This is a genomic window from Ruegeria sp. HKCCE4148 (assembly GCF_017872495.1).
Lineage (GTDB): Bacteria > Pseudomonadota > Alphaproteobacteria > Rhodobacterales > Rhodobacteraceae > Ruegeria.
Genome location: NZ_JAEDOS010000003.1, coordinates 472,590 through 486,071, shown reverse-complemented (window position 1 = coordinate 486,071; position 13,482 = coordinate 472,590). Strand labels below are relative to the sequence as shown.

Genomic DNA, 13,482 nt, shown 5'->3' with positions numbered 1-13,482 from the left:
TCATAGTTTCGGGTCAGGATTGACTGTGTGGCCATCGACCGCGATGACCTGACCCGACACCAATCGCGCCGCGTCTGACGCCAGAAATACAGCCATATTCGCTATGTCCTGCGCCTCGACAAAGCGCCCCATGGAGGTGCCCGAGGCATAGCCCTGGTAGACCGCGTCGCGGCTCATGCCTTTGGCTTCTGCCTCACGGGCCAGAACGCCTTCCATGCGCGGACCTTCTACTGCGCCCGGGCAGATTGCGTTTGCGCGTATCCCATGCGGGCCCAGTTCCATCGCAAGTGTTTTCATCAAGCCAATGACCGCCCATTTGGCCGACGCATACGGCGCACGAAAAGGATAGCCATACTGACCTGCCGTCGACGAGGTCAGGATGATGCTGCCTGTACCTGCCGATTTCATCAGTGGCGCGGCATATTTGGCCGCCAGAAAAGCACCGTCCAGATTAACCGCAATGCAGGCGCGCCAAGCATTCAGATCGATGTCTTCGATTGCCTCGGTTGGCCCTGCTATTCCGGCGTTGGCACACAGGGTGTCCAGCCCCCCTGCCTCTGAAACAGCATCAAAGACGCCGCGCATACCAGCCTCATCCGAGACATTGGCGCAATGTGTCGTCCAATGATCGGGCACAGAATTTAGCGCCGCCTGATCGATATCTGTAACCCAGACATCATATCCAGCCGCATCAAACGCCTCGGCCATGGCGCGACCGACACCGGACGCGCCAGCCGTTACCAACACCCTTCGGCTCATGAGGGCTTCCGAATAGCGGCCCCCGCACCTTCGGGGTAAGGCAACACGGACTGAGCTTTGGCAATGCGCGCCATCGCCGCTTCGATTTCAGGGGACGGAGAGCTTGGACGCCGGGTCTCAAGACTGACATGCAGCAAGAAGCTTTCGCCTGTGGCCAGCAGTTTGTCGCCTTCATACATGCTGTGGAACACATGCAGCTTCTTGCCTTGCCCCAGCAGCATCTGCGTGCGCACCTCGATCTTTGCACCCGCGTTGACCTCATCGATGTAACGAATGTGGTTTTCGGCGGTGAAGTAACTGCCGCCCGACGAGATGTACTCCATGTCGCAGCCGATGATCTCCATGAAGCGGTCCGTGGCGGCGGCAAAGGCCTCCAGATACTTCGCCTCATTCATGTGGCCGTTATAGTCCGTCCAATCCAGCGGGACGGCGCGCGACAGGGTCAGGATCGGCTGGCTCAGGTCCGCCTGATCCAATGTCGGCAAGGCACCCGGTTTCAACAGCGTATCATGCTGGTTCAGAACCGCGCCTGCCCCGTAATTCTGCGCCTTGAGCGCGCGCATCATCCCCACAAGGTTGTTGTCGCGAATGCGCTCCAGTTCGCGGATCGAATGCATGCCCGATTGCGCATCCGACTGGTCCGCAATCATATCGACCAGTTCTTCGGTGAACTCGGGCACATCCATCAGCTTTGTCCAGGGCCATTTCAACGCCGGGCCAAACTGCGCCATGAAATGGCGCATACCGGCTTCGCCGCCTGCCACGCGATAGGTCTCGAACAGGCCCATCTGCGCCCAACGGATGCCAAAGCCCATGCGGATCGCCTCATCGATTTCCTCGGTCGTCGCAATGCCGTCTTTGACCAGCCACAGAGCCTCGCGCCACACCGCTTCAAGGAACCGGTCGGCGATGTGCGCGTCGATCTCTTTCTTGATGTGCAGGGGGAAAAACCCGACCGATTTCAGCAACTCCTGCGCGCGTGCGACCATTTCGGGAGGGTTCCTATCGGTGGGCACCAACTCGATCAGCGGCAACAGGTAAACCGGGTTGAACGGATGCGTTACGACGATCTGTTCGGGGCGCAGCGCGCCCTCTTGCAATTCCGAAGGCTTAAAACCGCTGGTCGAAGACCCGATGATCGCGCCCGGATCGCAGGCCTCTTGCAGACCTTTGTAGACTTTCAGTTTCAGGTCCAAACGCTCCGGTACGCTTTCCTGAATCCAAACCGCACCTTCTACGGCGTCGGCCATTTCATCGTGAAAGCTCAATACGCCTTCGGGCGGCAATGGCACATCGCTCAGGCCTGGCAGAGACCGCCGCGCATTGTCCAGAACTTCGCCAATTTTGCGCTCGGCCTCAGGGTCCGGGTCGAACACCCGGACGTTCCAGCCATTCAGCAGGAACCGTGCAGCCCAACCGCCGCCAATGACCCCACCCCCGATGATTGCTGCCGTTTTTGTCATATCGTCCTCTAATCGATACAGATCACTTGCGCCTGCCCCGCCTCATCCAGATGTGGAATGCATCCGAATTTTGGCGTGACGGCACTGCATTGTTTGGTGTCCGACAGGCAGAACCCTGCACAATCGGAGGCTATTTTGCAGGGTGCCCCGGCGTCGGGCAAAGGTTCAAAGCAGATATACTCCCGGAGTCGCCCAGCCACCTCATATCTTCCGCCTTTGGCTTCGCACTGCTGGCGGGCCAACTCAACCTCTGTGGCTTGCGCTGCCCCTTCGCAGGGCAGGCATGCCATCAGTAGCGCCGCGCATATCACAACAACCGATCTCATGGTTATCATCCTTTTGCTGACGCTCCAGAGCCTTCGACCATGCCAGCGGCCGCAAGCAAATCATCCCCTTGGCGCGCGTTTCTCCAATCCCAACTTCTCACGCACTTCCTGCGGCCCAATAACCCGCGCGCCCATATTCTCGATGATGGTTCCCGCGCGTTCCACCAACTGCCAGTTTTCGGCCAGAACACCCTTGTCCAGCCACAAGTTGTCCTCGAGACCCACGCGCACGTTGCCGCCGGCCAGAACCGTCGCCGCAACGTAAGCCATCTGGTTCCGCCCCAATGAGAATGCGCTGAAGGTCCAGTCATCGGGGACATTGTTCACCATCGCCATGAAGGTGTTCAAATCGTCCGGCGCGCCCCACGGCACACCCATGCACAGCTGAACCAAGGCGTTGGGCTCCAGAATCCCCTCTTTCACCAACTGCTTGGCAAACCACAGGTGGCCGGTGTCAAAGGCTTCGATCTCGGGCTTCACGCCCATATCCGTCATCATTTGCCCCATAGCGCGCAGGGCTCCAGGCGTGTTGGTCATGACGTAATCGGCCTCGGCAAAGTTCATTGTGCCACAGTCCAAAGTGCAGATTTCGGGCAGACACTCGGCAATATGCGCAACGCGCTCCGACGCACCGATCATGTCAGTACCCGCTTCATTCACCGGAAACGGGCTTTCAACACCACCAAACACGATGTCCCCCCCCATCCCCGCAGTCAGGTTCAGAACAACGTCCACGTCGGCGTCGCGAATCCGGTCTGTGACCTCACGATACAGATCCAGCCGACGGCTTGGCGCACCGGTTTCGGGGTCACGCACATGGCAATGCACAACTGCAGCTCCAGCCTTAGCGGCAGCAATCGCGCTGTCGGCAATCTGCTGCGGCGAGCGCGGTACATGAGGGCTGCGATCCTGCGTTCCACCCGAGCCGGTCACGGCGCAGGTGATAAAGACATCGCGGTTCATTTCCAGAGGCATGGCGTTTTCCCCAAGTTATACCCGGTTTTGACCTGAGTTTTCCCCAGGCTTCTCCCCGGATTCCGATTTGCGTTACTTTCAACTCTGACGCAGCCTTGGGAAAACAACTTGGCAGAATGCGAATCGAACTTGATGCAATCCGCAAAAAACATACTGCAGCCCGAACATCGCGCCCTGAAAACGGCGGTGCTGGTACTTGATGACTGCAACACGCTCAGCTTCGCCTCCGCGGTCGACCCAATGCGCGCGGCCAACCGTCTGGCCGATCGCCCGGCCTTTGACTGGGACTACGTGACAGCGACACCCGAACCGGCAATGCTGACCAGCGCCTTGCAAGTGCCGGGTATCCCGCTGGCACGTCTGCAAGGCTGTGACCTAATGATCGTTGTGGCCGGGTTCCAACTGGCCCGTCACGCCACCCCCAGCCTGCTTGCGGGTCTGCGCCGGATCGCAGGTACTGGCGCAACAATGGCAGGCATCGATGGCGGCCCCTGGCTGCTGGCCGAGGCCGGGCTGCTTGACGGCCACGCCGCCACCACCCATTGGGAAGACCTGGAAAACTTCGCCTCGCGTTTCCCCGAAGTGGACGTGCGCCCCGACCGCTTCACCGTGTCTGACACCCGGCTGACATCCGGCGGAGCAATCCCGGCGGTCGAGATGATGCTGCACATCATCGCCGCCCGTCACGGAGCGGGTTTCGCGGCGCGCGTTTCGGGCTTGTTCCTCTACGAAGGCGCACCCGACCCTGCCAAACCGCAAAGCCGCACTGGCGCACCACACCGCCACACAGCTTTGACCGCCAAGGCCAATTCACTGATGCAGGACTCTTTGGATGACCCCTTGCCGCTTGCCTATATCGCAGACCGGCTGGGCACCAGCCCGCGTACGTTGCAACAACAGTTCCGTCTGCGCCTGAACACCACGCCGCAGGACCATTACTTGCAACTGCGCCTGGCCGAAGCGCGTCGCCTTGTCACTGACACCGACATGCCGCTGATGGATGTGGCGCTGGCCACGGGCTTTGCCTCACAATCCAGCTTCGCCCGTGCCTTTCGCACCGCACACGGCCAGTCCGCCCGCGATCTCAGACAAGAGCGCGCGCACCCCACCCATCACTGACCGGATCCAACTTCATCTGGCTAAAAATACCTCGGGGGAGCCGCCGAAGGCGGCGGGGGCAGCGCCCCCTGCCCTCAGTACGGCATTGGGTGCGCCTTATGGGCTGCATCCAACTCTGCCAGCACCTCATCTGACAACGTCAGATCCGCGCCAGCCAATACGTGTTCAAGCTGCTCAACCGTGGTCGCGCCAAAAATAGCCGACATCATGAATGGCCGCGTGCGACACCAGGCCAATGCCATATGCGTCGGATACAAGCTATGGCGCGCAGCAACGTCCAGATAAGCCGCGACCGCATCAAACACCCGATCAGACTTGCGCCCGCCTAGTTCAGGTGAAAGCGACATGCGTGAACCGTCCGGGACGGCACCACCCTGATACTTACCCGTAAGCAACCCGGTACCCAAAGGCGAGAACGCCATCAGCCCGACATCTTCATGCACGCATAGCTCGGCCATATCCGTGTCAAACAGCCTGCAGAGCAGCGAATACTCGTTCTGAATCGACGCCACACGCGGCGCGCCCATCTTTTCGGCCAGACGCACCCACTGCGCCGTGCCCCATGCACTTTCGTTGGACAGACCAAAGGCGCGGATGTTGCCCTTGTCGACCTGAGCCTGCAACGCCTCCAGACACTCCTGCATGTTCCCCAAAACGTCATCGGTGTTGTGCCCGGTTGGCGCAAAATCCCAGTTCTGACGGAACATGTAGCTGCCGCGGTTCGGCCAGTGAAACTGGTAGAGATCGATGCACTCTGTCTGCAACCGCTTCAGCGACCCTTCAATCGCTTCGGGTATCGTCTTGCCTGTGATCGGCGCACCGTCACGCACAAAGGACAAACCCTCACCGGAATGCTTGGTCGCAAGAATGTAATCCCCACGCCGCGCCGCATTGGCCGCGTTCCAGTTGCCCAGAATCTCTTCAGTGCGTCCGATCGTTTCTTTTGAAACCGGGTTTACGGGATACATCTCGGCTGCATCCACAAAGTTGATGCCGGCATCCAGCGCCATATCCATCTGCCTGTGCGCATCGGCTTCGGAGGTCTGTGTGCCAAAAGTCATGGTTCCAAGGCATAGGTCGCTCACCATAATTCCAGTACGGCCCAAGGGCTTCATTTGCATCTTTCAAATCTCCTGAAAACGGCGTCGCCCGTCAGGCTTCGGCCTTCTTTTCCCACCGTCCGGATTCTTCCGACCAGTATTGCGCCGAACACCCCGCAGCGGTCAGCGATTTCCACTGCCCCCGCGCATGTTGAACGGCTATGTCGTCATTGCCATCGAACAGAATGCACACACGTTCCATCGCGGTGACTTCTTCCGCCTCGACCAGCGCTCCGTCAACGACCATGACACAGGACGCGCCATTGGCAGCTTTCGAACCCGTGGTCAGCAAAATCGGCTGCTCTGCGTCATGGGGGCCACCGTCGCGGCCATGCGGCAGAAACCCGTCTTCGGGCCCCAGCCACAGCTTTTCATCCAGCCAGTCCATCCGCGCAGGGTCGGTGCCCCGCACGGCAATCTTCCACCCGGCCTGCCGCGCCTTGTCCAGCAGCACCGGCAAGGTGTGTTCCAGCGGCTGGCGGGTCAGGTGGTAGAAATAGACAGCGCCCATCTGCTTACTCGAAATTGTCCTGCACAAACCGGCTCAGCGCGCGAACACCCCAACCGGTGGCGCCTTTGGGTGCATAAGATGTCTCAGCGGAAACCGAGGCCACCCCTGCAATGTCCAGGTGAATCCAGGGCGTTTCTTCTTTGACGAACCGTTGCAGGAACTGCGCGGCGGTAATCGACCCCGCAGGCCGACCACCCACATTCTTCATGTCGGCAATGCGCGATTTCAGCAACTTGTCATAGGAATCGCCCAACGGCATCCGCCACGCGCCCTCGTCTTCGGCTTTGGCCGATTTCAGGAAGGCATCACAGAACGTGTCGTTGTTTGAGAACACACCGGCATTCTCGTGCCCTAGCCCGATGATGATTGCACCTGTCAGAGTGGCTAGATCTATCATGCCAACGGGGCTGAACCGTTCTTGCGCGTACCACATGACGTCACATAGAACCAAACGACCCTCGGCATCGGTATTGATGATCTCGACCGTATCGCCTTTCATCGATTTGACCACATCGCCGGGGCGCGTGGCATTGCCTGAGGGCATGTTCTCGACCAATCCAACCAGACCAACGACATTGGCCTTGGCCTTGCGCTTGGCCAGCGCGCGCATGGTTCCGGCGACAACACCTGCGCCACCCATATCCATGGTCATCTCTTCCATACCGCCCGCGGGCTTCAGCGAGATACCCCCGGTGTCAAACACCACACCTTTGCCAACCAGAGCCAGCGGCGCATCGCCCTTGTCACCCCCCTTCCAGTGCATGACGACCACTTTGGACGGGCTGTCCGAGCCCTGCCCAACGCTCAGCAATGTGCGCATTCCCAGTTCCGCAAGTTTGTCTTCGTCCAGAACTTCGACCTCAAGACCCAGTTCCTGCATCTCGACCAGACGATCGGCGAATTCGGTGGTTGTCAGAACATTTGCGGGCTCGTTGGTCAGATCCCGAGTCATCCGTACACCGTCAGCAATTGCGTAAAGCGGGGCAAATTCGGCCTCGGCTTCGTCCGGTTTGGAATGACTGATCGTGACCGTGCCCAAGCTGTCGCTTTCTTTGGTCTTGTGCGCGTCAAAGTCATAGCTGCGCAAAGCGATGCCCAAAGCAAGTTCGTCAGTGCGCACCTGATTGCCGACCATCAAAAGCATGTCCTTGCCGCCCGCCAGCTTGGCCAGCGCTGACCCTGCCTTGCGTGCTTCGTCCGCTTCCGGGCGGCGCGGCAGCACCAGAACGTCCAGCGCCTCGGCGGCCATTCCGGCGGGCCATGCCAGCGAGATTACATCAGCGGCTTTGGCTTTTTCGAACGACCCACTTTCGACCAATCGCGCCACTGCCCCTTTTGTCAGGCGATTGGCCCGACGGGCAGCGGGGTTCATCTTGCCGTCGGACGGAATGATGATGGCCACCCGGCCTTCGGCCTGCGCCATCGCATCCAAGTCGAACTCTTGAAAGAGGATCGGTACCAGACTGCTCATTGTAAACTCCTCAAATTCTGTTCCCCAAGACCTAGCCCGCGTAGCACCGCTTGACCAGATAGCAGTTTTCCCCGGGCCTCAATTGCATTAAGGTCTCGAAAAAATAACCGGCAGGCTCGGGGGAGAAAGACGTGGCACGAGAGGGCAGGCATAAGCCGTTGCGCAGGAATTTCCGCGCGCGCGCGGACCGCCCGTATGCCCGTTCTGCAAGCTTCGCGGGGTGTTGCCCGTGATCCTCGACCGTTATTTCGCCCGTCGTTTCATGCAGAGCTTTCTGGTCATTGGTGGCATCTTTCTGACCTTGATGATTCTCATCGACCTGATCGAACAGATTCGCCGGTTTGACGATTACGACCTGTCTTTTGGGCAGTTGCTGCAACTGACTCTTCTGAACACACCGGCAGCGATCAGCGAAATGCTTCCCCTGCTGGTCATCCTGTCTACGATCGCTCTGTTCGTCGGGCTAGCGCGCACTTCAGAACTGGTGGTGACACGCGCGACCGGTCGCTCGGGTATTCGTGCGCTGGTGGCACCTGTGCTTCTTGCGCTGATCATCGGCGCGCTGGCCGTAGCCTTGCTGAATCCGATTGCCGCCGCAACTTCAGAAGAATTCCAACGCCTTTCCGATTCCTACAAGAATAACGGCAGTTCGGCCCTGTCCATCAGTAGCGAAGGGTTATGGCTGCGCCAATCAGCGGAAAACGGTCAGGCGGTGATCCATGCGCGCGGAACCTCTAACGGGGATTCGCTTGGGTTGGACGATGTGACCGTGATTACCTTCGCCCGCGATGGCAAACCCACCCAACAGATCATCGCTGATCGAGCCGAGTTGGAAGATGGCAGGTGGGTCTTGTCCAACGCCAAGATCTGGACCATGCAGGAAGGGCAGAACCCCGAAGCCAGTTCCGTTGTTCATGACCGCCTGGAACTGCCGACTTCGCTGACCCGCCAGCGCATATTGGATACGCTCGGGCAACAGGATTCCGTGTCAGTCTATGACCTGCCCCAACTGATCGCGGACCTGCGCGAGGCCGGCTTTTCGACCAAGCAATATGAGGTTTGGTTGCAAGTTCAACTGGCACGCCCATTCTTTCTGGTCTCGATGGTCCTGATCGGAGCAGCCTTCACCATGCGCCACGTCCGATTTGGCGGCACCGGAATCGCGGTGCTGACAGCGGTCTTGCTTGGCTTCGCCGTCTACTTCGTTCGCAACTTTGCGCAAATCCTTGGGGAAAACGGACAATTGTCCACATATATCGCTGCCTGGGCACCGCCCTTTGCCGCTATTCTGCTCTCATTGGGCCTACTGCTTCACGCGGAGGATGGCTGATGCGGCGCCTCCTTTATGTTGTGTTGACCAGTGCAGTGACGCTTTCCGTGCCCGCTGTACTTGTGGCCCAATCCACCCCGACACAGGCACAAGACACACAGGCTCAGGAACAGCCAGCGCTGCTGGTGGCCGACAAGGTTTTTATTACGCCTGAAAGAAAGCTGGTAGCCGAAGGAAATGTCGAGGCCTTTCAGGGCGACATCAAACTGTCTGCCCAACGCATCACATATGACCGAGAAACAGGCGAACTGACGCTGGACGGCCCTATCCGCATCGATCAGGGCGGTCAGACAACGTTGCTTGCGGATTCGGGACAGCTGGACAGCGGTATTCAGAACGGTTTGCTGGTCGGCGCGCGCATGGTCTTTGAACAACAGGTCCAGATCGCATCTGTTCAGGCAAAGCGAACAGCCGGGCGTTACACGCAATTCAGCAAAGTCTCGGCCACCTCTTGCCATGTCTGCGCCAATGGCAGGCCGCCAATCTGGCAGATTCGGGCCCGCCGCGTCACTCATGACCAATTGGAACGGCAGTTGTATTTCGAAGGCGCGCAGCTTCGGGTGTTGGACTACCCTATCTTCTATTTTCCTTATCTGCGACTGCCCGACCCCACACTGGACCGCGCGACCGGTTTTCTTGTGCCATCGATCCGCAGCACGTCGCAGTTGGGAACAGGCGTGCAGATTCCGTATTTCTTCAAACTCGGGGACCACAAGGACCTGACACTGACACCTTATGTATCAGGCAAAACAACAACGTTGGGCTACAGATACCGCCAGGCCTTTGTGAACGGGCGTATTCAGCTGGAAGGCGCCTATACGCGCGATGACATTCAGCCAGACCAGGATCGCGGCTACCTTTTCGCAAACGGTTGGTTCAACCTAAAAAATGATTTCCGACTGACCTTCCAAGTGCAAACCACTTCGGACGACGCGTATCTGGTGGACTACGGCCTTCCTGACCCGGACCGTTTGCGAAGCGAAGTTGCTTTGGAGCGGATCAAACGTGATACTGCCTTCAAGACAAGCCTGATCTACTACAAAACGCTTCGAGAAAGCGAAAACCAAAACGAGATTCCGTCGCGTGTTTTCGATCTGAATTACGAAAAGCGTTTCTTTCCCAACGCGTTGGGCGGCGAAGTGCGATTGGCCTTTGTCGGCCATGCACATGAGCGTACCAGCGACGTGGATGTAATCGGCCGCGACATCGCCCGCGCCACGTTTGACGCCGAATGGCTGCGCAGCTGGACCTTCGCTTCGGGCCTACGCGCCGATGCAACTCTGGGCGCGTCCGTCGATACGTTTAACATTCGAAACGACAGCAACTTCCCCTCGCAAGTCACGCGTTCTACCCCCAGAGCTGCCCTGACCCTGCGCTATCCCACGACGCGACGCGAGCAATCCGGCGCAGTTCAATTCCTTGAACCCATTGCTCAGATCGGATGGACGCATGTCTCGGATACGGATGTGCCAAATGACGAGAGCACCTTTCAGGAGTTTGATCAGGGCAACCTGCTTGCGCTCTCTCGTTTTCCAGCAGAGGATCAGCGCGAAGATGGCGCGACCGGAGTCGTTGGTCTGAACTGGGCCCGTTACGGCGTGGACGGCTGGCAGGCCTTGGCCACCGTGGGTCAAGTGTTTCGGGCAGATGCCGATCCGAACTTCACTCTGACTTCGGGGTTGCAGGGCACCACATCAGATCTGCTGGTTGCCGGACAGATCAGAACCAACAATGGCTGGTCACTGAGTGGGCGTGGACTGATCGACAGTGATTTCAGCTTTGTCAAAGCTGAATTGCGCGGCGCATGGTCGAACGAATTCGCGAGGATTTCCGGCAGCTATGTCTGGCAGGAACCCGATCCCGCCGAAAACATCGTCGATGAGATATCGGAAATTTGGCTTGTAGGCCGGTATCAGGTCGACGAGAACTGGCGGACAAATGCTCTGGCCCGCTATGATCTTGGCCAATCCGAACCGATCCGTCTGGGTTTGGGCGTGACATACCTCAACGAATGCGTGCAGGTTAACATGTCTGTAAGCCGGCGCTTTACTTCAACATCTACTATTGAGCCTTCGACAGAATTCGGCTTTACCCTTTCACTGACAGGGTACTCCGTCGAAGGCGGTGGCAAGACATACAAGAGAAGATGCAGTTGATATCAGGTTTCTCCAGGTTTCTTCGTTCCGGTTGGCTTAAACCGGCCGCGCCGGTTCTCACCGCCGCAGTTTTTGCAATTGCGGGCTCGCAGGCCGTGGCACAAAGCCTGTTTTCTCCTGCAATCCGGGTCAACCAAGACATCGTAACCTGGTATGAACTGGAACAACGCCTGCAATTTCTGAACGTGTTGGGCCTGCCTGGCGGCAGCGAAGCTGATGTGCGAGACGCTCTCATTGATGCGAAACTGCGCCAACAGGTCATGCGCGAGGCCGGCGTGCAGGCCACCCCCGAGGCCGTTCAACTGGGCATCGACGAATTTGCGTCGAGGGGCCAGTTGTCATCAGAACAGTTCTTGAAATTGCTGGGAGAATCGGGCGTCGATCCAGAGACGGTTCGCGACTATGTGGCGGACCAACTGGCCTGGCGCGACTATATCAGCTCACGCTATCTGTCTCAGGCCCGCCCCACTGAGGATGAAATTGACCGCGCTCTGGGGCAGACCGGAGGCGGTGGCCTTCAGGTCCTTTTGTCGGAAATTATCATCCCGGTGAACCAGCAAACCGTTGCTCAGACCGAGCTTCTGGCTCAGGAAATCTCGCGCTTGGAAGGCATTGATGCCTTTTCAGCCGCCGCCGCACAGTATTCGGCCGCGGCCACCCGCGATCAGGGCGGTCGGCTGGAATGGTTGAACATCACCGACCTCCCCCCCGCCCTGCAACCGGTCATCCTGCGTCTGCAAAACGGCGAGATTACCGAACCGATCTCGCTGCCCAATGCTGTGGCCCTGTTCCAGATGCGTGGCCTGCGTGAAGTTGCAACTTCGGCAGCTCCAATCTCGACGCTGGATTATGCAATCTATTACATCGCCGGAGGGCGCAGCGCCGACGCTCTGTCACAAGCCGCACGCCTGAAGGAAGAGATCGACACCTGTGATGACCTGTACGGCATCGCCAAAGATCAGCCCTCCGAAGTATTGGAACGCATCGACGCCGCCCCTTCCCAGGTACCGCGTGACGTTGCCGTCGAATTGGCCAAGCTGGACCGCTTTGAGGTATCGACCAACCTCACCCGCAACAACGGCCAGACGCTGATGTTCCTGATGCTGTGCAACCGCACGCGCGATCTGGGTGAAAACACCTCACGCGCGGATGTGGCAAACGCCCTAGCCCAACAGCGCCTTCAGGCATTTGCCGAAAGCCTGGTGGAACAGCTGCGGGCCGATGCCGTCATCATTCAGGAATGACACGTCCGATTGCGCTCAGCTGCGGCGAACCGGCCGGGATCGGCCCTGAAATCGCTGCCAAAGCCTGGGCCGAGCTTCGCGGCACTTGCCCGTTTTTCTATATCGGAGATGTCAGCCACCTGCCTGCTGACACGCCTGTCGCGCAAATCGAACACCCATCTCAGGCCGTTGCCTCCTGCGAGCAGGCACTGCCGGTCCTGCAATTGGATTTCCCGGCCCCCAACGTGCCCGGCCAACCCGACCCCGCCAACGCGCCCTCGGTGATTGATGCCATCGAAACGGGTGTTGAGTTGGTCAAAACGGGCGATGCAGCCGCGCTTTGCACCGCGCCTATCCACAAAAAAGCTCTGATCGACGGGGCTGGGTTCACCTATCCCGGCCATACCGAATTTCTCGCGGCCCTCTCTGGCACGAAAAGGGTCGTGATGATGCTGGCCAGCGATCAACTGCGGGTCGTGCCCGCCACTATCCATATTCCACTTTCTCAGGTCCCTGCGGCCCTGACCCCTGACCTACTGCGCGAAACGATTCAAATCACTGCGCGTGGCCTGCGTGACCAGTTCGGAATCGATAGCCCACGCATCGCCATCGCTGGCCTCAACCCCCACGCAGGCGAAGGTGGCAAAATGGGCACCGAGGAAGGCGACTGGATTACTTCGCTTATAGCTGAACTTGATCCGGACGGAGCAACTCTTACAGGCCCCCACCCAGCAGACACTTTGTTCCACGCGGCTGCTCGCGCCCGCTATGACGCGGCCATTGCGATGTATCACGATCAGGCCCTGATCCCTATCAAAACGCTGGATTTCGACCTTGGCGTGAACGTGACACTCGGTCTACCCTTCATTCGCACCTCCCCGGATCACGGCACCGCACTGGACATTGCCGGGAAGGGCATCGCTACACCCACCAGCCTGATCGAAGCTCTGAAACTTGCCCAACGCATGGCTAAAGGCACTTGACCCTTCACCTGGCTGAAAATACCTCCGCCGGAGGCAAAAAATCTCTGGCGTACTCCCTCCACCTTG

12 protein-coding genes are annotated in these 13,482 nt (G+C 58.8%); 5 read left to right on the top strand and 7 right to left on the bottom strand.

Features of this window, described 5'->3' with window-relative positions; all coding sequences use genetic code 11:
* Genes I9187_RS12210 through I9187_RS12195 form a run of 4 tightly spaced genes read right to left on the bottom strand, consistent with a single transcriptional unit; the run spans position 1 to position 3,523 of the window.
* Complete coding sequence (locus I9187_RS12210; protein WP_171179877.1) at positions 1 to 759, bottom strand: SDR family oxidoreductase; 759 nt, start codon at positions 757 to 759, stop codon at positions 1 to 3.
* Positions 756 to 2,222, bottom strand: a complete 1,467-nt coding sequence (locus tag I9187_RS12205; protein ID WP_209509296.1) for a carnitine 3-dehydrogenase — start codon at positions 2,220 to 2,222, stop codon at positions 756 to 758. Before I9187_RS12205 ends, I9187_RS12210 begins: the two co-directional genes overlap by 4 nt.
* A gap of 8 nt (positions 2,223 to 2,230) precedes the next feature.
* Complete coding sequence (locus I9187_RS12200) at positions 2,231 to 2,548, bottom strand: hypothetical protein (RefSeq protein ID WP_171179873.1); 318 nt, start codon at positions 2,546 to 2,548, stop codon at positions 2,231 to 2,233.
* 60 nt (positions 2,549 to 2,608) lie between these two features.
* Positions 2,609 to 3,523: a 3-keto-5-aminohexanoate cleavage protein gene (locus I9187_RS12195; RefSeq protein ID WP_209940205.1), complete on the bottom strand. Its 915-nt coding sequence runs from the start codon at positions 3,521 to 3,523 to the stop codon at positions 2,609 to 2,611.
* Between the two features lie 132 nt (positions 3,524 to 3,655).
* Here I9187_RS12195 and I9187_RS12190 point away from each other — a divergent pair, with 132 nt between their 5' ends.
* Positions 3,656 to 4,642: a GlxA family transcriptional regulator gene (locus tag I9187_RS12190; RefSeq protein WP_171179869.1), complete on the top strand. Its 987-nt coding sequence runs from the start codon at positions 3,656 to 3,658 to the stop codon at positions 4,640 to 4,642.
* 74 nt (positions 4,643 to 4,716) lie between these two features.
* On the opposite strand, the gene I9187_RS12185 is transcribed toward I9187_RS12190, so the two are convergent.
* The 3 genes from I9187_RS12185 to I9187_RS12175 are packed head-to-tail and all read right to left on the bottom strand — an operon-like array spanning position 4,717 to position 7,724.
* Positions 4,717 to 5,763: an aldo/keto reductase gene (locus I9187_RS12185; protein WP_171179867.1), complete on the bottom strand. Its 1,047-nt coding sequence runs from the start codon at positions 5,761 to 5,763 to the stop codon at positions 4,717 to 4,719.
* 31 nt (positions 5,764 to 5,794) lie between these two features.
* Positions 5,795 to 6,253, bottom strand: coding sequence for a DNA polymerase III subunit chi (locus I9187_RS12180; RefSeq protein WP_171179865.1), 459 nt, complete (start codon positions 6,251 to 6,253; stop codon positions 5,795 to 5,797).
* 4 nt (positions 6,254 to 6,257) lie between these two features.
* Positions 6,258 to 7,724, bottom strand: a complete 1,467-nt coding sequence (locus tag I9187_RS12175) for a leucyl aminopeptidase (RefSeq protein WP_171179863.1) — start codon at positions 7,722 to 7,724, stop codon at positions 6,258 to 6,260.
* A gap of 229 nt (positions 7,725 to 7,953) precedes the next feature.
* On the opposite strand from I9187_RS12175, the gene lptG reads away from it, so the two are divergent.
* From lptG to pdxA, 4 genes are read left to right on the top strand one after another with little or no spacing between them, the layout of a single operon-like run.
* Complete coding sequence (gene lptG, locus I9187_RS12170) at positions 7,954 to 9,054, top strand: LPS export ABC transporter permease LptG (RefSeq protein ID WP_171179861.1); 1,101 nt, start codon at positions 7,954 to 7,956, stop codon at positions 9,052 to 9,054.
* Positions 9,054 to 11,210, top strand: coding sequence for an LPS assembly protein LptD (gene lptD / locus I9187_RS12165; protein ID WP_171179859.1), 2,157 nt, complete (start codon positions 9,054 to 9,056; stop codon positions 11,208 to 11,210). The genes lptG and lptD overlap by 1 nt, the downstream gene beginning before the upstream one ends.
* Positions 11,201 to 12,454 carry a peptidylprolyl isomerase gene (locus I9187_RS12160; protein WP_171234418.1) on the top strand — a complete coding sequence of 418 codons (1,254 nt, stop codon included), beginning with the start codon at positions 11,201 to 11,203 and terminating at the stop codon, positions 12,452 to 12,454. Before lptD ends, I9187_RS12160 begins: the two co-directional genes overlap by 10 nt.
* Entirely contained in the window at positions 12,451 to 13,416 is a 966-nt protein-coding gene (gene pdxA / locus I9187_RS12155) for a 4-hydroxythreonine-4-phosphate dehydrogenase PdxA (RefSeq protein WP_171179855.1), read from the top strand. Before I9187_RS12160 ends, pdxA begins: the two co-directional genes overlap by 4 nt.
* Positions 13,417 to 13,482: the final 66 nt, after the last annotated feature.